Origin of the sequence: Streptomyces sp. NPDC048442 (assembly GCF_040651475.1) — a bacterium.
Lineage (GTDB): Bacteria > Actinomycetota > Actinomycetes > Streptomycetales > Streptomycetaceae > Streptomyces.
This window is the reverse complement of record NZ_JBEZKB010000006.1, coordinates 73,146-97,561: the sequence shown is the minus strand read 5'-3', so window position 1 is coordinate 97,561 and position 24,416 is coordinate 73,146. Positions and strand designations below refer to the sequence as shown.

Annotated in this window: 16 protein-coding genes and 1 riboswitch; of the genes, 10 read left to right on the top strand and 6 right to left on the bottom strand. The window is 71.5% G+C overall.

What is annotated here, in order from left to right:
- Positions 1 to 27: 27 nt before the first annotated feature.
- A riboswitch (cobalamin riboswitch) is annotated at positions 28 to 262 on the top strand.
- Positions 263 to 438: 176 nt separating this feature from the next.
- The gene (gene metE / locus AB0D18_RS11570; protein ID WP_362415488.1) at positions 439 to 2,796 is read left to right on the top strand and encodes a 5-methyltetrahydropteroyltriglutamate--homocysteine S-methyltransferase; all 2,358 of its coding nucleotides are present in this window, start codon (positions 439 to 441) and stop codon (positions 2,794 to 2,796) included.
- 153 nt (positions 2,797 to 2,949) lie between these two features.
- Here metE and AB0D18_RS11565 read toward each other — a convergent pair whose 3' ends face one another.
- Positions 2,950 to 3,246 (bottom strand): hypothetical protein, encoded by a 297-nt coding sequence (locus AB0D18_RS11565; RefSeq protein ID WP_362415486.1) that lies wholly within the window; start codon positions 3,244 to 3,246, stop codon positions 2,950 to 2,952.
- A gap of 126 nt (positions 3,247 to 3,372) precedes the next feature.
- Between AB0D18_RS11565 and AB0D18_RS11560 the strand changes: the two genes are divergently transcribed.
- Positions 3,373 to 3,564, top strand: coding sequence for a hypothetical protein (locus tag AB0D18_RS11560; protein ID WP_362415484.1), 192 nt, complete (start codon positions 3,373 to 3,375; stop codon positions 3,562 to 3,564).
- Between the two features lie 88 nt (positions 3,565 to 3,652).
- Here the strand turns inward: AB0D18_RS11560 and AB0D18_RS11555 are convergent, their stop codons facing one another.
- Positions 3,653 to 4,072 (bottom strand): CBS domain-containing protein, encoded by a 420-nt coding sequence (locus AB0D18_RS11555; RefSeq protein ID WP_362415482.1) that lies wholly within the window; start codon positions 4,070 to 4,072, stop codon positions 3,653 to 3,655.
- A gap of 1,103 nt (positions 4,073 to 5,175) precedes the next feature.
- Here AB0D18_RS11555 and AB0D18_RS11550 point away from each other — a divergent pair.
- Genes AB0D18_RS11550 through AB0D18_RS11540 form a run of 3 tightly spaced genes read left to right on the top strand, consistent with a single transcriptional unit; the run spans position 5,176 to position 9,525 of the window.
- On the top strand, positions 5,176 to 6,354 hold the full coding sequence (locus AB0D18_RS11550; RefSeq protein ID WP_362415480.1) for an acyl-CoA dehydrogenase family protein: 1,179 nt from the start codon (positions 5,176 to 5,178) through the stop codon (positions 6,352 to 6,354).
- 10 nt (positions 6,355 to 6,364) lie between these two features.
- Positions 6,365 to 7,267 carry an oxygenase MpaB family protein gene (locus tag AB0D18_RS11545; RefSeq protein ID WP_362415478.1) on the top strand — a complete coding sequence of 301 codons (903 nt, stop codon included), beginning with the start codon at positions 6,365 to 6,367 and terminating at the stop codon, positions 7,265 to 7,267.
- Positions 7,249 to 9,525 (top strand): tetratricopeptide repeat protein, encoded by a 2,277-nt coding sequence (locus AB0D18_RS11540; RefSeq protein ID WP_362415476.1) that lies wholly within the window; start codon positions 7,249 to 7,251, stop codon positions 9,523 to 9,525. The genes AB0D18_RS11545 and AB0D18_RS11540 overlap by 19 nt, the downstream gene beginning before the upstream one ends.
- A 111-nt stretch (positions 9,526 to 9,636) precedes the next feature.
- Here the strand turns inward: AB0D18_RS11540 and AB0D18_RS11535 are convergent, their stop codons facing one another.
- Positions 9,637 to 10,734, bottom strand: a complete 1,098-nt coding sequence (locus AB0D18_RS11535; RefSeq protein WP_362415474.1) for a CopD family protein — start codon at positions 10,732 to 10,734, stop codon at positions 9,637 to 9,639.
- 189 nt (positions 10,735 to 10,923) lie between these two features.
- Between AB0D18_RS11535 and AB0D18_RS11530 the strand changes: the two genes are divergently transcribed.
- Positions 10,924 to 12,468, top strand: a complete 1,545-nt coding sequence (locus AB0D18_RS11530) for an NAD(P)/FAD-dependent oxidoreductase (RefSeq protein ID WP_362415472.1) — start codon at positions 10,924 to 10,926, stop codon at positions 12,466 to 12,468.
- 26 nt (positions 12,469 to 12,494) lie between these two features.
- Positions 12,495 to 12,965, top strand: coding sequence for a hypothetical protein (locus tag AB0D18_RS11525; RefSeq protein ID WP_362415471.1), 471 nt, complete (start codon positions 12,495 to 12,497; stop codon positions 12,963 to 12,965).
- A gap of 15 nt (positions 12,966 to 12,980) precedes the next feature.
- On the opposite strand, the gene AB0D18_RS11520 is transcribed toward AB0D18_RS11525, so the two are convergent.
- Positions 12,981 to 14,828, bottom strand: a complete 1,848-nt coding sequence (locus AB0D18_RS11520; protein ID WP_362415469.1) for a serine hydrolase — start codon at positions 14,826 to 14,828, stop codon at positions 12,981 to 12,983.
- A 118-nt stretch (positions 14,829 to 14,946) separates the two neighbouring features.
- Between AB0D18_RS11520 and AB0D18_RS11515 the strand changes: the two genes are divergently transcribed.
- Both AB0D18_RS11515 and AB0D18_RS11510 read left to right on the top strand, forming a co-directional pair.
- Positions 14,947 to 16,059, top strand: coding sequence for a nitronate monooxygenase family protein (locus AB0D18_RS11515; protein WP_362415467.1), 1,113 nt, complete (start codon positions 14,947 to 14,949; stop codon positions 16,057 to 16,059).
- A complete protein-coding gene (locus tag AB0D18_RS11510) occupies positions 16,056 to 17,612 on the top strand; it encodes an acyl-CoA synthetase (protein ID WP_362415465.1) in 1,557 nt (518 codons plus the stop codon). The genes AB0D18_RS11515 and AB0D18_RS11510 overlap by 4 nt, the downstream gene beginning before the upstream one ends.
- Positions 17,613 to 17,805: 193 nt before the next feature.
- Here the strand turns inward: AB0D18_RS11510 and AB0D18_RS11505 are convergent, their stop codons facing one another.
- Both AB0D18_RS11505 and AB0D18_RS11500 read right to left on the bottom strand, forming a co-directional pair.
- Positions 17,806 to 20,076 (bottom strand): terpene synthase family protein, encoded by a 2,271-nt coding sequence (locus AB0D18_RS11505; protein WP_362415463.1) that lies wholly within the window; start codon positions 20,074 to 20,076, stop codon positions 17,806 to 17,808.
- A gap of 175 nt (positions 20,077 to 20,251) precedes the next feature.
- A complete protein-coding gene (locus AB0D18_RS11500; RefSeq protein ID WP_362415461.1) occupies positions 20,252 to 22,636 on the bottom strand; it encodes a penicillin acylase family protein in 2,385 nt (794 codons plus the stop codon).
- A 151-nt stretch (positions 22,637 to 22,787) separates the two neighbouring features.
- On the opposite strand from AB0D18_RS11500, the gene AB0D18_RS11495 reads away from it, so the two are divergent.
- On the top strand, positions 22,788 to 24,308 hold the full coding sequence (locus AB0D18_RS11495; protein ID WP_362415459.1) for a fatty acyl-CoA synthetase: 1,521 nt from the start codon (positions 22,788 to 22,790) through the stop codon (positions 24,306 to 24,308).
- Positions 24,309 to 24,416 lie beyond the last annotated feature (108 nt).

Below are 24,416 nucleotides of genomic sequence, written 5' to 3'. Positions count from 1 at the left end.
CACGTGCGCCGCCGCCCCGCGAGGGGTTAGTGTGGCGGCGCAGCTGGTTCGCTCCGCCCGCCAGGCGGAAGCGTCGCAAGAGGGAACCCGGTGTGAATCCGGGACTGCCCCGCAGCGGTGAGTGGGAACGAAAGCCGTCATACGCACTGGACCGGTACGAACGAGTACCTCGCGGTCCGGGAAGCGGCGGCCGGTAGGTGCCGGGGAGTGATCCCTGGCGTGTCCGCGAGTCCGAAGACCTGCCACTGCCCGTACGCCACCCGTGCGTACGGCGATCTCGGCGGCCTCGTGGGAGGGCCGGTGGGAAGCAGGCGGGCTACGTGTACGGGTCCAGGTGCTCAGGGCACCCCAGATCCCCGACTCCGCTGTTTCTGCGCCGACTTGATCCTCCTCACGCGAGCCGCCCGGGATCCCCCGCGACTCGCGAAGGAGAGTTCCGTGGCAGACCGAACCGCCACCCCCGCAACCCCCGGTGCCGTCACCCCGCAGCCCGCCTGCGCCACCGTGCACGGCTACCCCCGGCAGGGCCCGCACCGCGAACTGAAGAAGGCCACCGAGGCGTACTGGGCCGGCCGCGCCGGCGCGGACGAGCTGCGCGACACCGCGGCAGCCCTGCGCCGCGACGTCTGGCAGCAGCTTGCCGACGCCGGAATCACCGAAGTCCCCGTCGGCGACTTCTCGTTGTACGACCACGTCCTGGACGCCGCCGTCACCCTCGGCGCGATTCCCGAACGGCACCGGGACGCCTTCGCCGCCGACCCGCTCGACGGCTACTTCGCCATGGCGCGCGGCACCGCCGAGGTCGCACCGCTCGAAATGACCAAGTGGTTCGACACCAACTACCACTATTTGGTGCCCGAGTTGGGGCCCGACACCGTCTTCGCCGCCGACTCGACGCGGCTCGTGGACCAGCTGCGCGAGGCGCTCGCGCTGGGCCTCGCCGAACCACGGCCCGTGCTCGTCGGCCCGGTCACCTTCCTGCTGCTCGCCAAGCCCGCCCCCGGCGTCGCCGACGGCTTCGAACCCCTCACGCTCGTGGACCGGCTGCTGCCCGTGTACGCGGAGGTGCTCGCCGATCTCCGGGCGGCCGGGGCGAGTTGGGTGCAGCTCGACGAACCCGCCCTCGTACAGGACCAGTCGCCCGCGGTCCTGAACACCGTCGCCCGCGTCTACCGCGACCTCGGTGCGCTCACCGACCGGCCGCAGCTCCTTCTCGCCTCGTACTTCGACCGGCTCGGCGACGCACTGCCGGTGCTCGCCCAGAGCCCGGTGGAAGGGCTGGCGCTGGACTTCACCGGGCCCGCCGCCGCCCATGTCGAAGCGCTCGCCGCCGTGGGCGGACTGCCCGGCAAGCGGCTCGTCGCGGGCGTCGTCGACGGGCGCAATGTGTGGATCAACGACCTCGCCCGTTCGCTCACCACCCTCGCCACCCTCCTCGGCCTCGCCGACCGGGTCGACGTTGCCCCGTCCTGCTCCCTGCTGCACGTCCCGCTCGACGCGGACGCCGAAACCGAGGTGGACCCCGAGATCGCCCGCTGGCTGGCATTCGCCCGCCAGAAGACCGGCGAGGTCGTCACCCTGGCCCGCGCCCTGCGCGAAGGCACCGACGCCATCGCCCCCCAACTCGATGCGAACAAGGCGGCGTGGGAGTCCCGGGCGGCCTCCGCGCTGACCCGCGACCCGGCGGTGCGCGCCCGTACCGCCGCCGTCACCGCCACCGACGCCCGCCGCGACCTCCCGTACCCCGAACGGGCCGCCCTCCAGCAGGCCGCACTCGGACTGCCGCAGTTGCCGACGACCACCATCGGCTCCTTCCCGCAGACCCGCGAACTGCGCACCGCCCGCGCGGATTTGAGGTCGGGACGGATCGACAGGGCCGCGTACGACGAACGGATCGCCACCGAGATCCGCGAGGTGATCTCCTTCCAGGAGAAGGCCGGCCTCGACGTACTGGTGCACGGCGAGCCCGAACGCAACGACATGGTCCAGTACTTCGCCGAACAGCTCACCGGCTATCTCGCCACCCGGCACGGCTGGGTCCAGTCATACGGCACCCGCTACGTCCGGCCGCCGATCCTGGCGGGCGACGTGTCGCGGCCCGCGCCGATGACCGTGGCGTGGACCTCGTACGCCCAGTCGCTGACCGCGAAGCCCGTCAAGGGCATGCTCACCGGGCCCGTGACCATGCTCGCCTGGTCGTTCGTACGGGACGACCAGCCGCTCGGCGACACCGCCCGGCAGGTCGCACTCGCCCTGCGTGACGAGGTCAACGACCTTGAGGCGGCGGGCAGTTCGGTCATCCAGGTGGACGAGCCCGCACTGCGCGAGACGCTGCCGCTGCGGGCCGCCGACCGGGCGGCCTACCTGGAATGGGCCACCGAGTCGTTCCGGCTCAGCACCTCCGGGGTGCGGGCGGCCACCCAGATCCACACCCACATGTGCTACGCCGAGTTCGGCGAGATCATCGGCGCCATCGACGACCTCGACGCCGACGTGATCAGCCTGGAGGCGGCCCGCTCGCACATGCAGATCGCCGACGAACTCGCCCGGGTGGGCTACCCGCGCGAGGTCGGACCCGGCGTGTACGACATCCACTCGCCGCGCGTCCCGGCCGAACGGGAGGTCTCCGACCTGGTCGACCGCGCGCTGCGCGCCGTACCGTCGCAGCGGCTGTGGATCAACCCCGACTGCGGTCTGAAGACCCGCGGCTGGGACGAGGTGCGCCCGGCACTGGAGCGGATGACGGCGGCGGCACGACGGGTACGGGCGGAGCTCCCGCCGGACGCCGCGCGGTGACGGGCACAGGGCGCTGACAGGTCCGCCTGCCGGCGGCCTGCGGCTCGTGTGCCGCCCTCCCCGTCGGGGGGCGGCACACGGGAGTCACGGGTGTCCCGCCGGGACCACTGGTGTCCCGGTGGCACCACTGGTGTCCCGGTGGCGCCACGGGTGTCACGGGCCGTCCGACGGATCCAGATCCAGATCGTCGGCGTACTCGTCGCCGATCTCGTCCCCGGCCGGCTGCGGAGTGTCCGGTTCCTCCTCGGCGAGCAGCTGGTCCAGTGATTCGCCGCGCCGCGCCTCCTCCGCCGTCGTTCCGAAGGACTCGGCGGGCGACCAGCGGTCCGGTGGATCGATGCCCGCGTCCAGGGGGTCGTAGTCGAGGTCGTCGCTGATCAGCGTGTCCTGGGCGTCCAGGACGCCGTCGTCCTCGGGCAGGCCGCCGGTGTCGTCGGTCATGTCGCTCATGACCACACGCTGCCCCACTCGGAAGGTGTACGCATCCCGGAGGTGCGGACCGCGCGCGAGGGCAGAAGAATGCGTGACAAGAGGGACATGCGCTGGATGTGTCCGCACGATTCCCCAGGAGGCGGCATGAGCGAGCAGGGACCGGATCCGTCGGAAGTGACCCCCGACAGTCTGCTGCACAGTGGCGGCAGCGACGACGCGACCCCCGAGGACCTGGTGCTCGCCTCGGGCCGCGACCTCACACCGGGGAACCTGGAGTGGGCGCGCAAGCGGCTGGAGAAGGAAGGGCGCGCGGCGATCGAGTCGTCGCTGCCCTGAACCCCTGCGCGACGCCGTACGAAACATGGGTGTGCCCCGCGTCTCGCGCGGGGCACACCCCTGTGTTGCCGTCTGCGGGCCCGGGGGCTCAGCGGCCCGCGTACACGGCGCTCACGAACGTCACCAGCTGGTCGGCGGGCAGCGCCCGTGCCAGGTCGGCCTCGGTGACCATGCCGACCGGTGCGCCGTCGTCGAGCACCAGCAGGCGGCGGATGCGGGCGTCGCTCATCACGCGAACGGCCTCGTCGGAGTCGGCGGTCACGTCGACCGACAGCGGCGTGCCCTCGGCCAGGTCGCCTGCGGTGGCCTTGGACGGGTCGTGACCGGCGGCGATGCACTTCACGACGATGTCGCGGTCGGTGACGATGCCGGCCAGGGCGCCGTCGCTGCCCGTCACCGGCAGGGCACCGATGTGGTGCTCGCGCATCAGCTGGGCGGCCCGGTCGAGGGTCTCGGTCGCCGGGATGGAGCGGACGTCGGGGGTCATCAGGTCACGGACGGTGGTCATGGGGGTCCTCCGGTATCGACGGATGCAGCCACCGTCATGCTGTCCGCGCCCGGCCCGCTCGGCGACCGCAAGCCGTCGTACGGGTGAGTCGTACGGGTGACTGGCCGCAGAGACGGCACGGACGGTCGCAGAGGTGCCGTGCGATGCCCCGCTGCGGGTGGCTGCCGGGGTTCCGCATAGGCGACTGTCCGGGGGCGCCGCATGCGGACCGGTCGCCGGAGTGCCGTAGGGAAAGCTCCCGGGGCGTCCTGTACGGGGCGGCGGCCCGGGAGTCGGGCGGGCGACTCCCGGACAGCCGGATGCGGGTGGCTGCCCGGGAATCTCAGTACGGGACGACAGCCCGGGGGTCCGCAGGCGAATACCAGGGAGCGCGTGCGGACGGTTGTCGGGGGAGCCCTTGTGCGTACGACGGCTGGAGTTCCGTGGGTGCGGCCGTCAGGGGCGGGTGGTGGGGACGGGGCACGGGGCTACCGGAAGGCGGGAGGAGCGCGTCCGGCCCCGAGGGTGTCGGTCCCGGAGGTGCCCGTTCGGCTGGTGGGATGCCCGCCCTGGGGGTGCGCGTGCGGGTGGCGGGGGTGTCCGGGCCGGGTGCGCGTCCAGTTCCCAGGAGTGTCCGTCCGGCTGGAGGGGGTGTCGGTTCCGGGGGTGCGGGTGCGGGTGGCGGGGGTGTCCGGCCCGGGCGCGCGTCCAGTCCCCAGGGGTGCCGGTCCAGGGGGTGCGCGTCCGGCTGGTGGGGTGCCCGTCCGGGTGGCGGGAGTGTCCGGCCCGGGTGTGCGTCCGGCCGGCGGGGGTGTCGGTTCCGGGGGTGCGGGTGCGGGTGGCGAGGGTGTCCGGCCCGGGTGTGCGTCCGGTTCCCGGGGGTGTCCGTCCCGGCTGTGTGCGTTCGGCCGGCGCGGGTGTCCGGCCCGGGGGTGACCGACCGGAGTCGGTGCACCCGGCCGGGACGTCGCCCCGGCCGTCGTCTCGGGGCGCCCCCACCGAGTTGCGGGACGCCCCCCGCCCCCGGCCACACCCCTTCCGCATTCCTGCAACACGTTCTACTGTGTGCGCCGCCGCAGCGACCTGCCGTACGCAAGACGCTCCGCCAGACGCCTGGAGGGCCCGTGCACCTCGAATACACGCCCGAGCAGCAGCAGTTGCGCACCGAGCTGCGCGCCTACTTCACCACGCTCGTCCCCGACCACGTCTACGCCAGGTACGCCGACCCGGCCGCCCAGAAGCGCTTCTACCGCGAGACCGTCCGCCGCCTCGGCGCCGACGGCTGGCTCGGCGTCGGCTGGCCGAAGGAGTACGGCGGGCGTGGGCTGACCCCCATGGAGCAGTACGTCTTCTTCGACGAGGCCGCCCAGGCGGGCGTACCGCTGCCGCTGATGGCGCTCAACACCGTCGGGCCGACGATCATGCAGTACGGCACCGACGAGCAGAAGTCGTACTTCCTGCCGAAGATCCTCTCCGGCGAACTCGACTTCGCCATCGGCTACAGCGAGCCCGACGCGGGCACCGACCTCGCCGCCCTGAAGACGAAAGCGGTCCGCGACGGCGACCACTACGTGGTGAACGGGCAGAAGATCTGGACCACCAACGGCGACACCGCCGACTGGGTCTGGCTCGCCGTGCGCACCGACCCGGACGCCCCGCCGCACAAGGGCATCACCATGCTCCTGGTCCCCACGTCCGACCCCGGATACTCCTGCACCCTCATCAACACCCTCGCCTCGCACGACACCACCGCCAGCTACTACGAGAACATCCGGGTCCCCGTCTCCCGCCGTGTCGGTGAGGAGAACAAGGGCTGGCGGCTCATCACCAACCAGCTCAACCACGAGCGCGTCACCCTCGCCGCCCACGGCACCATGGCCGTACGCGCCCTGCACGACGTGCAGCGCTGGGCCATGGACACCAAGCTCGCCGACGGCCGCCGCGTCATCGACCTCGGCTGGGTACGCGGCCGGCTCGCCCGTACCCACACCAAACTCGACGCGATGAAGCTCCTCAACTGGCAGATGGTGAACGCCGTCCAGCACGGCACCCTCACCCCGCAGGACGCCTCCGCCGTCAAGGTGTACGGCTCCGAGGCCCGCCGGGACGCCTACGGCTGGCTCATGGAGGTCGTCGGCGCCGCCGGCCACCTCAAAGAGGGCTCGGCGGGCGCCGTCCTGCACGGCGAACTGGAACGCGGCTACCGCTCGGCCGTCATCTTCACCTTCGGCGGCGGCAACAACGAGATCCAGCGCGAGATCATCGCGTGGATCGGACTGGGGATGCCCAGGGTCCGGCGCTAGCGTGCAGGACATGACCACCCACACCGGCGCCGACCCCGGCCTCTTCGGGCCCGCCTCCGTCACCTGGCAGGTGCACGGTGACCCGATGATGTGGATCGCCGGGGTCCGCGCCCTCTACCTCCAGGCACTGCACCCGCGGGCGGTCCGCGGCGTCATGATCAACAGCACCTTCATGGACGACGCCTGGGGCCGCCTCATGCGCACCGCGGGCTTCGTCGGCACCACCACCTACGGCACCACCGAGGCCGCCGAGCAGGCAGGCGCCCGGGTCCGCAGGATCCACCGGCTGCTCGGCGTCGACGACCCCGAACTGCTGCTCTGGGTGCACTGCGCGGAAATCGACTCCTATCTGAGCGTCGCCCGCCGCTCCGGGCTGCGCATGACGGACGGGCAGGCGGACCGGTACGTCGGCGAACACCGCGTCAGCGCCCGCCTGGTCGGCCTCGACCCGGCCGAAGCCCCGTGCGGTACAGGCGAGTTGGCGGACTACTTCACCCGGATGCGGCCCGCCCTGGAGGCGGCGGAGGATGCCCGCACTGTGTACGCCTTCCTGCGCAGGCCGCCCGTGCACCCAGCCCTCGTACCGGCCAGGGAGATCGTCTGGCGGCGCGTCGCCGCCCTCGCGTACGGCTCGCTGCCGCCCTGGGCACACGACCTGTACGGCGGGCCGGCGCCCGCTCCGAAGGCGGTGGACCGTCAACTCCGTGCCACTGGCAACATCCTGCGCGGCATTCCCTCGCGGCTCCGCTGGCAGCTGCCACCAGGTCACATTCTGAAAGCAGTTGCGCGACTCGGGCCCGGCAGCCGCCCGGCCCCGTACAAACTCAACCGCATGGCGGCCATACTGGACGGGCCGGGGAGGGCGCAGCGGAGCGACGGGGGCGACAGTACGAGATGGCGGACACCAGGCTGATCCAAGGCCGGTACCGGCTGCTCGATCTGATCGGGCGCGGGGGGATGGGCGAGGTGTGGCGGGCCCGCGACGAGTCGCTGGGCCGGCAGGTCGCCGTGAAGTGCCTCAAGCCGATGGGCACCCAGCACGACCAGGCGATCTCCGGAGTGCTGCGCGAGCGCTTCCGGCGCGAGGCGCGGGTGGCGGCCGCCCTCCAGCACCGGGGCGTCACCGTCGTGCACGACTTCGGCGAGTACGAAGGCGTGCTCTACCTGGTCATGGAACTCCTGGACGGCCGCAACCTCAGCCAGCTCCTGGAAGACAACAAACAGCACCCGCTGCCCGTCCACGACGTCGTCGACATCGCCGAACAGGTCGCCTGGGCGCTCGCCTACACCCACGAACAGGGCATCGTCCACCGCGACCTGAAGCCCGCCAACATCATGCGGCTCGGCGACGGCACGGTGAAGATCTGCGACTTCGGCATCGCACGCCTGGGCCACGACATCGGCTTCACCTCCCGGCTCACGGGCACCGGCATCGCCATGGGCACCCCGCACTACATGTCGCCCGAGCAGATCAGCGGCATCAACGTCGACCACCGCAGCGACCTCTACTCGCTGGGCTGCGTGCTGTACGAAATCGCCACCGGCGTGCCGCCCTTCGACCTGGAGGACGCGTGGGCGGTCCTCGTCGGGCACCGGGACACGACTCCCGAGCCCCCGCGCTCCCACCGGGCCGAACTCCCCGAGTTCTTCGACCGGATAGTGCTCGACCTGCTCGCCAAGACCCCCGACGGGCGGCCCACCGACGCCAAGGACCTCGGCCGACGCCTCACCGACGGCCGCCTCACCCCCGCGGGCACGGCTCTCGGGGCAGCCGGGCACCCGGCCACGGTGCTGGCCGCCGCACCCGTACTCCGGCCGCCCGCCAAGCGGCCCGAGCAGCCGCCGTCCCGGGCGCCCCGGCTGCCGTCCTGGACCCGCGGCATGACCACGGGCCACAAGGCGGGCGGCACCGGCACCCTCACCCCGGCGCACGGCGACCCGGCCGCCGGGCTCACCGGAGAGTGGACCAGCGGCGGCGGACTGCGCGCCTCCGCGCCGGGAGTCGCCTCCGTGCACGCGGAACGCCCCACGCCGCCGCCCGAGGTGCTGGACGTACTCGACAACCGGCACAACGCGGGCCTCAGCCTCGGCCGGCTCGGCCGCTGGGAGGAGGCGGGCGAGGTGCACCGCGCGGTCGCCGCCGAACGGGAGCACGCGCTGGGCCCCGACCACCCCGACACCCTCGCCAGCCACTACGAGGTCGGCTTCACCCTCAGCCGTACGGGACGGGCGTCGGACGCGCTGCGCGAATTCACCAGGGTCGCCGAAGGACGCTCCCGCACCATGGGCGCCGAGCACCCCGAAACCCTCGCGGCCCGCCAGGAAACCGCCTACGTACTGGGCCAGCTCGGCCGGCACTTCGACGCCCACCAGGTGTACTCGGCGGTCCTCGCGGCCCGCGAACGCAGCATGGGCGCCGAGCACGTGGACACCCTGCGCTGCCGCCACAACCTCGCCTTCAACCTGAGCAGACTGGGCCGCCTGGAGGACTCCTACCGGATGGCCCGCGACGTGGCGGGGGCCCGGGGCCGGGTGCTCGGCGCCACCCACCCGGACACGCTCGTCACCCGCTACGAAGTGGCGTACGCGCTCGGGCAGCTGGGCCGCTGGACGGAGGCCCTCCAGACGTACCGGGAAGTCGCGGCGGCCCGCGCCCAGGCGCTCGGCGCGGACCACCCCGACACCCTCTCCGCCCGCTACGAGGTGGGCATCTGCCTGGGCCGCCTCGGCCGAAGCGCGGAGGCCCTGGAGCTCTACCGGGACCTGGTCGACGACCGCACCCGCACCGGAGGCCCGGCCGACGCCGAAACCCTCCGCGCCCGGCACGGCCTCGGCGTCAACCTCGGCCGGCTCGCCCGCTGGGAGGAGGCCCTGGCGGAGGCCCGCGACGTGTGCGCGATCCGGGAACGGGTGCTCGGCCCCGGCCACCCCGACACGCTGGTCTCGCGCCGCGAGGTGGCGGTGGGCCTGGGCTGGCTGGGCCGCTGGTCGGACGCCCTCGCGGTCTACCGGCAGGTGGCCCTGGCCCGCGAACAGGTCCTGGGCGCCGACCACCCGGACGCCCTGGCCAGCCGCAACGACGAAGCACAGTGCCTGGAACAACTGGGCCGCGGCGCGGAGGCCGCAGAAATCTACCGAAGAGTGGCAGCCCTGAGGAGGGGACGGGGCTAGGGGTGCTCCTTCAGGGGTGCGGGGCCGTACCGGATCTGCGGCTCCGCCGCGTGGGCGCGACCAGCCACGACGCACCCGCACGACGCACCGGCCCCGGCTCCATCCCCACCCCTACCAACTGGGAGTCGGCACCACAGTCAGCAGCGCCGACACCGCCACCACCCCCACCAGCATCACGACCTCCGCCCGCGCGGGCCGCACCGCCGCCTCCGGGTCCACCTTCCGGTGGGCCGTCTGCCGACGGTGCAGCCGTGCCCTCGCCACCAGCGCCAGCACGCTCACCACCGCGAAGAGGGCCAGCTTCACGAGCAGCGTCCGCCCGTACGCCGTGCTGAAGATGTCGTCGAGCGGCAGCCGCCGCAGTGTGCTGAACGTGCCGGTGACGGCCAGTGCCACGTACAGGAAGGCGGCCATGCGCGCGTACCGCCCGAGCAGCGTGCGCCCGGGACCGGCGCCGGTTCCAGAATCCGGCCCCGCCCCCTGCCGCCACAAGTGCATCGCCCGCAGCGCGTACACCAGCCCTCCCGTCCACAGCGCCGACGCCGTCAGATGCACCGTCGTCAGTGCGATCCCGATCTCCGGAGTGTCCAGTTCGGGGTGTGCCCGTACCGCCTCCGAGAAGATCACCGCCACCAGTGGGAGCACCGCCCACGCCGGCCGCTTCAGCCACACGCACGCGGCGGCGGCGAGAAACGCGTTGGCCTGGAGGAGGAGCATGCCGCCGGGATCCGTCGCGTACGTCTCGGTGAAGGTCATGCCGCCCAGATCGGCCATCTGCACGATCTGGCCGAACGAGGCCGCCGCCCCGGCCAGCGACAGCGCGATCCCCCACACGGGTGGCCTGATCTCCGGCGCACCGGGCACCGTACGCGCCAGCCGGTGTCCGGCGATCTCGCCGAGGTGCAGGAACAGCGCGGCCAGGAACACCGAACGCAGCAGCGTCGTGGTTCCGGCCCCGGGTATGTGCAGCTCACCCGTGTCGCGGGACACGATGCCCATGCCGAGCAGAGCCACGACGACGAGCACCGCAACGGCAGCCGCGGGCAGGGCGAACGTTTTTGCACGCTGCCGCCAGGCATCGGGCGCACCGGCGGCTGCACCGGCATCCGCATCGGCGGGTGCATCGGCGGGCATGTCGGCGGGCATGTCGACCCGCAGGCCGGCGGGCTCGTCTGCGCGGGTCGGGGTCGAAGGCTCCGGGTAGGTCACCTCCTGATTTTCCCTATGCGGACGAGGTGGCACAAAGCGACCCCCCTCCTGCCACTCCCGACCCGGGTCAGGACCCGGGCCCGAACCCTGCTTCCGGTCCGGCTCCCGCTCCCGTCTCAGCTCCGTCCGATCCACCGTCACGCTCGCTCCCCCCTGTCGGACACGCGACCCACCGCATAGGGTCCCGTCATGCCGATACGTTCCTCGTACGACGTGGTCATCGTCGGCGGCGGTCACAACGGGCTGGTCGCCGCCGCCTACCTCGCGCGGGCCGGCCGCTCGGTGCTCCTGCTCGAACGGCTCCCCGCCACCGGAGGGGCCGCGGTGTCCACCCGCCCCTTCGCCGGCACCGACGCCAGGCTTTCGCGCTACTCGTATCTCGTCTCGCTCCTCCCCGGAGCCATTGTCCGCGACCTCGGGCTGTCCTTCGCCGTACGGAAGCGGACAATCTCCTCGTACACCCCCAACGGGGCCGGCGGTCTGCTCGTCGGCGGCCCCGGCACCGCCGCCTCCTTCGCCGAACTGACCGGGGGCGAGAAGGAGTTCCGGGCCTGGGAGCGCTTCTACGGAACCCTGCGGCAGGTCGCGGAACGCGTCTTCCCCACGCTCACCGAGCCCCTCCCCACCCGCGACGCCCTCCGCCGCCGCATCGACGACGAAGCGGCCTGGCGGATGCTCTTCGAGGAGCCGATCGGCGTCGCGATCGAGGAGACCTTCGGCCACGACCTCGTCCGGGGCGTGGTCCTCACCGACGCCCTGATCGGCACGTTCGCCGACGCCCACGACCCGTCACTGCTCCACAACCGCTGCTTCCTCTACCACGTCATCGGCGGCTCCACCGGTGACTGGGACGTGCCCGTCGGCGGCATGGGCGCCCTCACCGACGCCCTCGCCCTCGCCGCCCGCACGGCGGGCGCACACCTCGCCACCGGCCACGAGGTGACCCGGATCGACACCGACGGAGCACGCGCCGACGTTGCGTACCGTACGGAAACGGGCGGCGAGCGGACCGTCTCGGCCCGCCACGTCCTCGTCAACGCCTCCCCGCACGCGCTCGCCGCCCTCCTCGGCGAGGAGCCGCCCGCGCCCGCCCCCGAGGGCGCCCAGTTCAAGGTCAACATGCTGCTGCGCCGGCTGCCGCGACTGCGCGACAGCGTCGTCACCCCGGAGCAGGCGTTCGCCGGAACCTTCCACGTGGCCGAGGGGTACCAGGAGCTGGCGACCGCCTACCGGGAGGCCGCAGCCGGGCGGCTGCCGGGCGCGCCGCCCTCGGAGATCTACTGCCACTCGCTGACCGACCCCTCGATCCTCGGGGCCGACCTCGCCGCGCGCGGCCACCACACCCTCACCCTCTTCGGCCTGCACACCCCGGCCCGGCTCTTCGCCGCCGACAACGACGCCGCGCGCGCCGCACTCCTGCGCACCACCCTCGCCCGCCTGGACGCCCACCTCGCGGAGCCGATCGCCGACTGCCTCGCGCTCGACGCGGACGGCGATCCCTGCATCGAGGCCAAGACCCCGCTCGACCTGGAGCGCGAGCTGAGGCTGCCAGGCGGCCACATCTTCCACGGCGATCTGGCCTTTCCGTACCAGGACGAGGAGGGCCCGCACGGGCGTTGGGGGGTCGCGACCGGACACCCGAACGTCCTGCTGTGCGGGGCGGGCTCGGTGCGCGGCGGCGGGGTCAGCGGGATCGGCGGGCACAGTGCGGCGATGGCAGTCCTGGGGCGGTAGCCGGGCTTCCGGGGCAGGATGACGGCATGTCGAAACCGTCGAAAACTCTGAAGCCGTCGAAACCGTCGAAGATGCGCAAGCCGTCGAAGGTGTGCAAGTCGTCGATGACGCGCAAGCCGTCGATGACGCGCAAGCCTTTGATGACGCGCAAGCCGTCGCAGTCCGCCGTGCTCTCCGCCTGGTCGAGGGATTCACTGCTGTCGATCGGCTCCGAAGGCTCCCTGCTCTCCATCGGGTCGGTCGGCTCCGTACTGTCCATCGGCTCGGTCGGCAGCGCGCTGTCGGTCGGGTCGATCGGTTCTGCCCTCTCCTGCCTGTCCATCGGCTCGTACCAGAGCGTCGGCTCGCTGCTGTCCGTGCAGTCGCGCGGTGCGGCGCTCGCCATCCAGTCCCGGGGCGGCTTCTGGGCGATCGGCGGCAAGGGGGCGCTGGGTGCGGTGGGTGCGGCGGCGGTCGTCGGAGCCTCTGCGCTGCTCCTGCACCGCCGCCGCCGCTGACGGACGGGACCGGGATCAGTCCCGGGACGCCGCCCAGCCCCGTGCCTCGATGCGGGCCGCGTCCTTCGGCCGCGACTCGTCGAAGAGCGTCCGGTGCCCGTCCGTCACCCGGAGCCCGTCGACGTACACCCCGCGGCCGACGTAGCGCACATCGGTCGTGTACCGCCATCGCAGGGCGACGCTCCTGCCCTCGTACGGTGCGAGGTCGGCGCCCGCGCGGTGCCAGACCCGCCCGGACCACCCGGTGACCGTCCCGCCCGGGTGCGGCTCCGGCGCCGCACCCTTGCGTACGGTCGTGAACGGCACCGGCTGCCAGGTCGCCCCCGCGTCCGCCGACACCTCCAGTGTCAGCGTGTCCGCCGCCGGTTCGACGTCCCACCACAGGTCGCAGCGGAACAGACCCCGGTCGGAGGAGAGCGGCAGCGCGGGGAGCGCGAGTGTCGCCGTCGTCGCCGAGGCCATGCCGGAGAACCACGCGGCAGGGCCCCGGGCGGGCCGCACCGCGACCGCCCGCGCCATGGCATCCGCCGTCGCCACGCGCGGCGCGGACCCGGCGCGCCAACTCCGCACCGGGTGAACGGAGTTGCCCAGCACGATCAGGAATGAGTCCGTCGAAGGGTCGATGACCAGGCTGGTGCCGGTGAAGCCGGTGTGGCCCGCGGAGCGCGGCGTGGCCATCGCGCCCATGTACCAGTGCTGGTAGAGCTCGAAGCCGAGACCGTGCTCGTCGCCGGGGAAGGCGGTGTTGAAGTCCGTGAACAGCAGCTCCACCGACTCCGGGGCCAGGATGCGGGCGCGCCCGTACACGCCGCCGTTGAGCAGGGTGCGCGCGAGGACCGCGAGGTCCCAGGCGGTGGAGAAGACCCCGGCGTGACCGGCGACGCCGTCGAACCCGTACGCGTTCTCGTCGTGCACCTCGCCCCAGACCAGTCCGCGGTCGATCCCCGACCACGGCTTGCGGGCGTCCTCGGTGGCCGCGGTCTTCGGCTTCCAGGAGGCGGGCGGGTTGTAGCGAGTGCGGTGCATCCCGAGCGGAGCAGTGATCTCGTCGTGGAGCAGTGCATCCAGAGTGCGAGCGGTGATCTTCTCCAGGACGAGCTGGAGGGAGATCAGATTCAGGTCCGAGTAGAGGTACGCCGTGCCCGGCGGGCTGGCCGGTGGCTCGTTCCACAGCATCTTCAGCTTCCCCTCCCGGGTCGGCTGCGAGTACAGCGGAATCCAGGCGCGGAAGCCGGAGGTGTGCGTCAGCAGCTGACGCACCGTGATGTCCGCCTTGCCCGCGGCCCCGAACTCCGGCAGGTAGGAGGCGACCTTCGCCTCCAGCTCCAGCGCCCCCCGCTCGATCTGCTGCACCGCGAGGAGCGAGGTGAACAGTTTCGACACCGACGCCAGGTCGAAGACCGTGTCCCTGGCCGTCGCGATCTGCTGCTCCGGCGGGAATTCCACCGCCGTGTCGGTCTTCTCGTCGTACGCGGCGTAGCGCACGGCCATGCCGATCGGCTCGTGCAGCGCGACCGTACCGCCGCGCCCGGCGAGCAGCACCGCACCCGCGTACCAAGGGTGTTTGGGGGAGGGGGCGAGGAACCGCTTCGCCTCCGTCGCGATGCGGTCCAGGTGCTCGGGGAGCAGCCCGGCCCGCGCGGCGGACCCGTACCGCAGGGTTGGGCGGGGCCTGCCGCCGCCCGCAGCTCCTGCCGCCTCTCCGGCCCCTGCTGCCTCCGCGCCTCCTGCCGCCTCCGCCGCCCCGGCCGCGGGAATCGGACCCAGTACCAACGCACCTCCCAGTGCCACGACCCCGCCCGCGAAGTTCCGCCGGCCGATACCTCTGTGCCCAGTACCTCTGTGCTCGGCATCCTCAGTCATGGCCACCAGCAGGCCAAAGCGCACCGCCCGTGTCAACCACCCCACCCGCACCGAAGAATCTGACGCAGCATCAGAAAAGCTCTTCCCCTCGCAGCCGCCCTGCGGCATCCTGCCGCCCATGAAGACGGAGCTGAGCCAGAAACTGGGAGTCGAGCACGCCATCTTCGGCTTCACGCCGTTTCCGGCGGTGGCGGCGGCCCTCACCAGGGCGGGCGGATTCGGCGTCCTGGGTGCGGTCCGCTACACCGCCCCCGACGACCTCGCCCGCGACCTCGACTGGATGCAGGAGCACACCGACGGCAAACCGTACGGCCTGGACGTGGTGATGCCCGCCAAGAAGGTCGAGGGCGTCACCGAGGCCGAGGTGGAGGCCATGATCCCGGCCGGTCACCGCAGTTACGTGCAGGAGATCCTCGCCAAGCACGGCGTGCCCGAACTCGCCGAGGGCGAGGTGTCCGGCTGGCGCATCACGGGGTGGATGGAGCAGGTCGCCCGCAACCAGCTCGACGTCGCCTTCGACTACCCGATCAAACTCCTCGCCAACGCGCTGGGCTCCCCGCCCGCCGACGTCGTCGCCCGTGCCCACGCGCAGGACGTCCTCGTCGCCGCCCTCGCCGGAAGCGCCAAGCACGCGCGGCGGCACGCCGAGGCCGGTATCGACATCGTCGTCGCCCAGGGGTACGAGGCGGGCGGCCACACCGGCGAGATCGCCACCATGGTCCTGGTGCCCGAAGTCGTCGACACGGTGGGGGAGTTGCCCGTACTCGCCGCCGGGGGAATCGGCAGCGGCGAGCAGATCGCCGCCGCGCTCGCCCTCGGTGCGCAGGGCGCCTGGCTCGGCTCCCTCTGGCTCACCACCCGGGAGGCCGAACTCCACTCGCGCGCCCTCACCGCGAAGCTCCTCGCCGCCGGTTCCGGCGACACCGTCCGCTCCCGTGCCCTCACCGGCAAGCCCGCCCGCCAGCTACGTACCGAATGGACCGACGCCTGGGACGACCCCAGCGGCCCCGGCACCCTCCCCATGCCGCTCCAGGGCCTGCTGGTCGCCGAGGCCAACTCCCGTATCCAGAAGCACGAAGTGGGGCCGCTGCTCGGCACCCCGGTAGGTCAGATCGTCGGCCGGATGAACTCCGAACGCAGCGTCCAGGCCGTCTTCGACGACCTCACCCGGGGCTTCGAGCGCGCCGTGACCCGCATCAACCGCATCGCCGGAAGGAGCGAGGGAGCATGACCGAGCAGCAACCGCCCAACGGGTTCTGGGCCCAGGCCGCCGCCGACCCCGACCGTACGATCCTGATCGCCCCCGAAGGCGAGAAGTGGTCGGCAGGTCAACTCCACGCAGAGGTCAACCAGTTGGTGCACGGACTGCGCGCGGCCGGCCTCGAACGGGGCGACGCCTTCGCCGTGGTCCTCCCCAACGGCGTCGAGTTCCTCACCGCCTACCTCGCCGCCTCCCAGGCCGGCTTCTACCTGGTCCCGGTCAACCACCACCTCACCGGACCCGAGATTTCCTGGATCGTCTCCGACTCCGCCGCCAAGGTCCTGCTCGCCCACGAACGCTTCGCCGCCCAGGCCACGGCCGCCGCCGACGAGGCCCACCTCCCTGCCTCCCACCGCTACGCCGTCGGCGAGGTGCCCGGCTTCCGCCCGTACCGCCAACTCCTCGCAGGGCAGAGCGAGTCGGTGCCGGCCGACCGCACGCTCGGCTGGGTCATGAACTACACCTCCGGCACCACGGGCCGCCCCCGTGGCATCCGCCGCCCACTCTCCGGCAAGCTGCCCGAGGAGTCCTACCTCGGCGGCTTCCTCGGCATCTTCGGGATCAAGCCCTTCGACGACAACGTCCACCTCGTGTGCTCGCCGCTCTACCACACGGCCGTGCTCCAGTTCGCGGGCGCCGCCCTGCACATCGGGCACCCCCTGGTCCTGATGGACAAGTGGACGCCGCAGGACATGCTGCGGCTCATCGACAGCCACCGCTGCACCCACACCCACATGGTCCCCACCCAGTTCCACCGGCTCCTCGCCCTCCCCGACGAGACGAAGCAGCTCTACGACGTGACTCCCATGCGGCACGCCATCCACGGCGCCGCGCCCTGCCCCGAACACGTCAAGCGGGCGATGATCGACTGGTGGGGGAGCTGCGTCGAGGAGTACTACGCGGCCAGCGAGGGCGGCGGCGCGTTCGCCACCGCCGAGGACTGGCTCAAGAAGCCCGGCACCGTCGGCAAGGCCTGGCCCATCAGCGAACTCGCGATCTTCGACGACGAAGGAAACCGGCTCCCGCCCGGTCAACTGGGCACTGTCTACCTGAAGATGAGCACCGGCGGGTTCAGCTACCACAAGGACGAGGCCAAGACCCGCAAGAACCGCATCGGCGGCTTCTTCACCGTCGGCGACCTCGGCATCCTCGACGAGGACGGCTACCTCTTCCTCCGCGACCGCAAGATCGACATGATCATCTCGGGCGGCGTCAACATCTACCCCGCAGAGATCGAGGCCGCCCTCCTCGCCCACCCAGCCGTCGCCGACGCCGCGGCCTTCGGTATCCCGCACTCCGACTGGGGCGAGGAGGTCAAGGCCGTCATCGAACCGGCCGAGGGTCGCGAACCGTCAGATGAGCTAGCGGCAGAGGTACTTGCCCACTGTGAGCGTCAACTTGCGGGATTCAAGAGGCCCAAGACCCTCGACTTCATCGATACCATGCCCCGCGACCCCAACGGCAAGCTCTACAAACGCCGCCTGCGCGAGCCCTACTGGGAGGGTCACGACCGCCCCCTCTAGCTCTCCCGGTCCAGGAACTCGGCGGTCTGTGCGTGTAGTTCACTGGGCGCGACCCATCCCCAGCGCCCCGCCCGCCGGCTGCACCGAGCCGCTCGATGCGTAGGTCCAGGGCGGGGAGCGGGGCGCGGAATCCATGACCGCAGTCTGCCGCTTCCCGCCCCGCCACCCCGGACCGCTACCTGGCCCGCACCTCTTACCCGAGGACCGCCGTCGAACCGGCCCCGGACCGCTGCGGCCACAGTTCGACGATGCGCGCCGCCGATGTGCCGATGCCGGTCGGTGCCAGCCACTCGGGTACCGCCGGTGCGGGCGGCGCGTTGTGCCGCAGCAGGTCGGACTCCTTGTAGCGGGCGCAGCCCTCGTGCCAGGTGAGGATGCCGGACATCCAGTTCTTCAGCTCCTCCGCGTAGTTCGCCAGCACTTTCCTGGCCTCCGCGTCGAGCTCGAACTCCTCGCAGAGTTCCGGGATCTCACCACTGAGCACGTGCTGGAACTCGGCCATGCGCGCCTTCATCAGATCGACCACCACGTCCCGGGCCTGCTCCACGCTGCACTGGCGGAAGTGCTGCACCACCAGCACCCCGTTGTGCACCTCGCCCTCGAACTCGACCTCCTTCTGGTACGAGAAGAGGTCGTTCATCAGCGCCGCGTAGTCCATCGCGGAGCGCTCCATCGTCAGGACCGGGCGCGACCGGTAGATCTCCGGCGGCAACGTGTTCCCGTGGGAGAGCCGCGACAGGCTCATCGTCAGGTCCGAGCCGAAGGTGAAGCGGCGCATCTCGAAGTAGTCGACCGGGTCCGGCACCCGGTCCTGCGCCTGGTTGGTCAGCTCCCACAGCCAGCTCGCCTGCATGTCCTCGATCGCCTTGCGGAACTGCCGCCGCGCGGGCACCGCCATCGGCCCTGCGGTCCGCTGCCACAGGTCGTCGAGCCCCCGCTCCAGCGGGGTGAGCGGCTCTGGCGTCGGCTCGCCCTCGACCGGCATGAACAGTGACAGCCGGTCGTTGGCGGCCTTGGCTCCCGCCAGATCCAGGGTCCGCCCGTAGATCACCGGGAAGAGATCGTCACCGTACGTTCCCCAGGCCAGCCACCCGGAACCGATGTCCAGGTCGTCGGGCGTGGCGTCCGGGTGCAGACCGGCGGCGCACAGCGGCAGGTCGTAGTCCCGCAGTTTCCGCTCGTCCCAGAGGCCCGCGCCTTCGATCCCCGGCACCCCCTCCAGGATGCCCATCCGGTGCGCCCACTCCACGACGTTCTCCCGGGCGGAGTCCAGGTGCGGGCTCAGCCGGGCGGTGAACGGCATGCCCAGATCGGGGAGTTCGAGATGCCCGACCTTCTCGAAGCGGCGCACCGCCACGTTCTTCAACCGGGCCGGAATGCCGAGGGCCAGAGAGGAGAGGAGTTGGGAGGCGGCGGTGCCCAGGCCGTTCGGCCCGGCCAGTGCGTACGAGGCCGGGTCGTGGGCATCGGCGCCCGCACCGTTCATGTACCGGCTGGAGCGCATGTGCCACTCGTGGCCGCCCGCCTGCCAGTCCTGCAGGCCCTTCGCGTACGCGAGGACGGCGAGACGTTCCTGCGGGCCCAATCCGAACTCGGTGAAAAGCGGCTCCAGTTCGGTGAAGAACGTCGTCTCGAACTGCTGGAGCCGCGACGTCAGCAGGTCGTTGACGGTCTCGGCCGCCTCCTGCGTCGGGCAGCCCAGGAAGGTCTCCATCACCAGGACACCGTTGGAGAGTTCACCCTCGTCGAGGATCTCGCGCTCGTAACTGAACAGGTCGTTGCGCAGATGCACGCCGTCCGAGAAGGAGTCCCGCAGCACGCACATCGGCCGTGACGCCGCGATCTGCGCAGGGACCTCCGCCCCTGCCGCGTACTCGACGAGCCCCGCCGACCACGGTGCACCGCCCACCTTGCGGCGCATCTCGATGTACTCGATGGGGTTGGAGACGCGGCCCTCGCTGATGTTCATCAGCTCCCACATCGACTCTTCGAGGAGGTGTTCCGTGGAGACGGCGAAGCGCCGCCGCCAGTCCTCGGACATGGACGGGCAGGTCCGGCTCCACAGGTCGGCGAGTCCCGCCTCGACCGCGTTCGTCGGCTCGGGCGCCGACGCGCCCGCCCGCACCGGCATGAACATCGGCAGCCGGTCCAGATACGCCTTCGCCCCCTTCATGTCGGGGCTGCGCTTGTACAGCTCCACGAAGTGGTCGTCGAAGAAGAACACCCATACGTACCAGTCGGTGACCAGCGCCAACTGCTCGGCCGTGCAGTCGGGATGGGTGTACGCGCACAGCAGCGCGTAGTCGTGGCTGTCGAAGTCGTGCTCGTCCCAGATGTCCGAGCCCTCGATCATGGCCATCTCGCGCGCCCACGCCTTGGAGTGCTCCCGCGCATGCTCCAGATGGGGATTGAGCCGGGCCGGATGCGGCATGTAGAACTCGGGCAGCCTGAAAGGTTGGGGCATGGCGGAGGGGATCGCCTCTCTTGATCGACAGCGTTTGATCCGCTTCACGCTAGGCACAAGGCCCCGCGCATGGCTGCGGCCCCGGGCGATCACCACCGAAGTGGTGAATCTCCGCCCGGGGCCGGTTAACGATCTTGTACGTGGTTCAGAGGCCCGCCCGTGCGTGCGGGGCGGCTCAGCGCTCCCTGGCCCACACCACCTTCAGCTTCGGCGAGGTGAGGATGTCCCGCTCGCAGAACCGCGAGTTCACCCACTTCTCGCCCGAGTACAGCTCGGTCTGGTCCTTGTAGTGGGGGGAGGAGGGATTCGAGGACTGGCTGTACGTCAGCAGGGTCTTCGCCACCGGGCAGCGCCCGCCGTCCCAGCCCACCGCCTGGATGTAGCTGGACCCGGTCGTCACCTCCGGGTAGCCCCCGCCCGCCGCGTTCCACACCGGCTCGACCTTGTTCCACACGCCGAGGGACTCGGTGCCGCCGTGGATCGGGATGCGCTGCCCGTTGCGTACGACGAACTGGTTCTCGCCCAGGGGTGCGTCGAGCGCGATCCCCGCCGCCTTCAGCTCGGCGACCGCGCCCGTCAGTGCCGAAGTGAAACCGGGAGAAGCGGTGTTGAAGGTGTTCGGTGTGCGCACCGGGTCGGCAGGGTCGAACGGAACCTTCCACAGCTGCGCCGCAGGGACGGCCACCAGAAGCTTGCGCCAGAACCGGTCGAAGAGCAGAGCGCCCCGGCTCCCGGTGTCCATCTTCCGGTCCCACTTCTTCAACACGGCGCAGGCATCGGCCAGTTCGGGGCCCGTACACGCCTTCAGGATCTCCGGAAGTGCCAGATCGGCTGCCGGAGCCCGGTTCGCGAACTGCTGCTTCTGGAGGTCGGCGACGGTGAGCCGCCCCTTCTTCGCCATCGCCGCCACGTCCTCGACCGCGCCCCGGGTGCGCATCGAACGCTGCGTGCCGAAGGAGCCGAAGACCCGCTCGTACCCGGTGATCGGCCGGTCCGCATTGGCCAGCCAGGCACTGTCGTTGGAGTTCTCCGCGTATGGTGCGTCCCGCAGCGTCGGCATTTTCGACGGGCCGAAGATCCCCGGCTCCACCGCGTCCTTGTCCCGGCCCAGCGTGCAGTCGCCGCGCGAGCCGTCCAGGACCGCCAGGCCCGACGACGGGTACGTGGCTCTGCCGAGCGGGGTCGAGCAGCGCTGCGCCAGGTCGCCGGTGATGCGTGGCAGCACCTGCGACTGGGTGAAGAGGGAGCCGCCCGAGGAGTCCGCGGCGATCGTGTTCACCCATGGCAGGCCCTGGGTGCGGCGCAGCGAGTCCTGGATCCCGGCGACGTCGCGCGCCCTGCTGAAGCCGAGAGCGGTGTCACCGGCGCGCAGGTTCGTCGCGTTGGGGTCGTTCAGCGCGTAAGCCGTCGTCGCCGTCCAGGGCAGCGGGAGCTGCGCCCCGAGACCGGTGACGACCGGCCCGTACCGGGTCCACCACTGGTTACGGGTCGCCGGCTCGCCACCCTTGACGGGCACGGTCACGGTCCGCTTCGTCATCCGCTCCCGCCTGCCGTCCACGACGTACACCGTCGGGTCGTCCGGTGCGAGGGTGAGCTGGTGCAGGTTCATCGGGACGCCGGTGGCGACGGTGTGGCTCCACGCGATGCGCGAGGTGTGCCCGATCGACGTCGTCGCCGAGCCGAGCAGGGAGCCGCCCATCACGTTGAGCTCGCCGGGGATGGTCTGCTGCGACTGCCAGAAACGCCGCCCGCCCGACCACGGGTAGTGCGGATTGCCGAGCAGCAGCCCGCGCCCGTTCGCCGTCGAACGCCCGCTGAACGCAACGGCGTTGGAGCCCATCGCCGCTTCCGAGGTGTCGAAGAACTTCCTCGCGGCCTCGCCCGGGTCCACGGGCCGGGTAGCGGTGCCGCGAGGGGCTGTCGCAGATGCCGGCGGCTGCGCGGCCGTGATGCCGTCCACGCCGCGCCCCTGCCCGCCGAGCACCGAGAACGCGTAGTTCAGCGTGTGCACGTCCTCGACCGACACCGGGCGCACCCAGTCGGCGCCCTTGCAGGACGGGTCGCTGACCTTGTTCTTCTTCAGCCATGCGTTGTACCCGGCTGCCCAGCCGCGCATCAGGTCCTTGATCTGCCTGCTCGGTCCCACCGGGGCGGGCCGTGCCACCAGCTTCGCGACCGTCCCGCTGTCGCGCACCCCCTGGAAGTAGAGGTCGCTGGCCAGGTTGGTGGAGGCGGACGACAGCGAGCCGTCCGGCTTCCCGTCCGCACCGAAGTACCGCGAGCGCTCGGCGCGTACGGTCGCGAAGCCCTCGGCCAGGTTGCACGCCTGGTCGTTGGCCTGCGCCCAGCCGTTGCCGAAGCCGAGGTTGGCGTAGTCCTTGGCCAGGATGTGCGGGATGCCGTACTCGGTGTACCTGATGACGGCCGACAGACCGCCGCCCGAGGGACGTTTCTCCGCTCCCCGGGGGTCGGCGGCAGAGGCCGGGGCGAGCGTACCGGCGGCGGTGAGCAGGGCGATTGCGGTGACGGCGAGCGTTCTCGTACGGGTCCGGCGGGACAACGTGCCTCCCAACTGTGCGTCAGCAAGAGCTAGTTGTGGCGTGCATCGTGATGCCGGGTGCCACTCAGTCATTACCGCCCGGTATCTGTCAACATCCCGAGCGGTATGCGTCGCCCTTGATTTGCCGCGCACCGGGCCGCAGGATCGCGCCATGACGACACCAGGGGCCTTTGCCCTCCTCGACGCCCTCCGGGACGGCACCGTCGACGGCGTCCTGCGCCGCACCGCCCTGCGCGTTCCCGGCTCCACCGCCCTGCGCTACCGCGACCGCACCTGGACGTACGCGCGGCTGGACGAGGCGGTCAGTACGGCCGCCGGGTACCTGCGTCACTTCCGGGGTCTGGAGGACGGCGACCGGGTCGCCACGTACGGCCACAACTCCGACACGTACCTGATCACCTACCTGGCGTGCGCCCGCGCCGGACTGATCCATGTCCCCGTCAATCAGAACCTCACCGGCGACGACCTGGCGTACATCCTCGACCAGTCCGGTACGTCCCTGGTGCTGGCGGACCCGGACCTCTCGGACCGCGTGCCGAAGGGCTACGAGGCGGCCTTGCTGCGCGACGCACCGGGCTCACTCCTGGAGGTCCTGGACACGCCGGTGCCGTACGAGGCGCAGCGCGACCCGAACGAGCCCGTGCAGCTCCTCTACACCTCCGGCGCCACCGCCGACCCGAAGGGCGCGATCATGACGCACCGCGCCCTGGTGCACGAGTACGCCAGCGCCATCGAGGCCCTTGACCTCGCCGGGACCGACCGGCCCGTGCACGCGCTGCCGCTCTACCACTCCGCCCAGATGCACGTCTTCCTGCTGCCCTATCTGGCGGTCGGCGCCGAGAGCACCCTCCTCGACGGGCCGGACGCGGGGGCGCTCTTCGACCTGGTGGAGGCGGGCCTGGCCGACAGTTTCTTCGCGCCGCCGACGGTGTGGATCTCCCTCGCCGACCACCCCGAATTCGCCACCCGCGACCTGGGCGGACTGCGCAAGGCGTTCTACGGCGCGTCGATCATGCCCGTACCGGTACTGGAACGGCTGCGCGCCCGCCTCCCCGCCCTGGCCTTCTACAACTGCTTCGGGCAGAGCGAGATCGGCCCGCTCGCCACTGTGCTGCGCCCCGAGGAGCACGAGGGGCGGATGGACTCGTGCGGTCGGCCGGTGCGGCACGTCGAGGCGCGCGTCGTCGACGAGGAGGGCAGCGAGGTACCGGACGGCACGGCGGGCGAAATCGCCTACCGGTCACCGCAGTTGTGCCTCGGCTACTGGGGGCTGCCGGAGGAGGGCGTCTTCCAGGACGGCTGGTTCCGCTCCGGCGACCTGGCGGTGCGCGACGGCGAGGGGTACTTCACCATCGTCGACCGGGTGAAGGACGTCATCAACTCCGGCGGAGTGCTGGTCGCGTCCCGACAGGTCGAGGACGCCCTCTACACCCACCCCGGCGTCGCCGAGGCGGCCGTGGTCGGGCTGGCGGACGAGCGGTGGATCGAGGCGGTCACGGCCGTCGTCGTACCGCGCGACAAGGAGCTGACGGAGGCTCAACTTCTGGCGTACGCACGCGAGAAGCTCGCCCACTTCAAGGCGCCCAAGCGGATCCTCTTCGTGGACGAGCTGCCGCGCAACGCGAGCGGGAAGATCCTCAAGCGGGAGCTGCGGGACCGGTTCTCGGCGTGAGGCGGATCGGCGTGAGACGGGCCGGTGTGAGGTGGGCCGGTGTGAGACGGGTCGGTGTGAGGTGGGTCGGCGTGAGGCGGATCGGTGTGAGGCGGGCCGGTATGAGAG

What these genes read in the sequence shown, in the direction of transcription:
- AB0D18_RS11565 (WP_362415486.1), bottom strand. Translation starts at nt 3,246, where the DNA reads ATGAGCGACATGACCGACGACACCGGCGGCCTGCCCGAGGACGACGGC.
- AB0D18_RS11560 (WP_362415484.1), top strand. Translation starts at nt 3,373, where the DNA reads ATGAGCGAGCAGGGACCGGATCCGTCGGAAGTGACCCCCGACAGTCTG.
- AB0D18_RS11555 (WP_362415482.1), bottom strand. Translation starts at nt 4,072, where the DNA reads ATGACCACCGTCCGTGACCTGATGACCCCCGACGTCCGCTCCATCCCG.
- AB0D18_RS11545 (WP_362415478.1), top strand. Translation starts at nt 6,365, where the DNA reads ATGACCACCCACACCGGCGCCGACCCCGGCCTCTTCGGGCCCGCCTCC.
- AB0D18_RS11540 (WP_362415476.1), top strand. Translation starts at nt 7,249, where the DNA reads ATGGCGGACACCAGGCTGATCCAAGGCCGGTACCGGCTGCTCGATCTG.
- AB0D18_RS11530 (WP_362415472.1), top strand. Translation starts at nt 10,924, where the DNA reads ATGCCGATACGTTCCTCGTACGACGTGGTCATCGTCGGCGGCGGTCAC.
- AB0D18_RS11525 (WP_362415471.1), top strand. Translation starts at nt 12,495, where the DNA reads ATGTCGAAACCGTCGAAAACTCTGAAGCCGTCGAAACCGTCGAAGATG.
- AB0D18_RS11520 (WP_362415469.1), bottom strand. Translation starts at nt 14,828, where the DNA reads ATGACTGAGGATGCCGAGCACAGAGGTACTGGGCACAGAGGTATCGGC.
- AB0D18_RS11515 (WP_362415467.1), top strand. Translation starts at nt 14,947, where the DNA reads ATGAAGACGGAGCTGAGCCAGAAACTGGGAGTCGAGCACGCCATCTTC.
- AB0D18_RS11510 (WP_362415465.1), top strand. Translation starts at nt 16,056, where the DNA reads ATGACCGAGCAGCAACCGCCCAACGGGTTCTGGGCCCAGGCCGCCGCC.
- AB0D18_RS11505 (WP_362415463.1), bottom strand. Translation starts at nt 20,076, where the DNA reads ATGCCCCAACCTTTCAGGCTGCCCGAGTTCTACATGCCGCATCCGGCC.
- AB0D18_RS11495 (WP_362415459.1), top strand. Translation starts at nt 22,788, where the DNA reads ATGACGACACCAGGGGCCTTTGCCCTCCTCGACGCCCTCCGGGACGGC.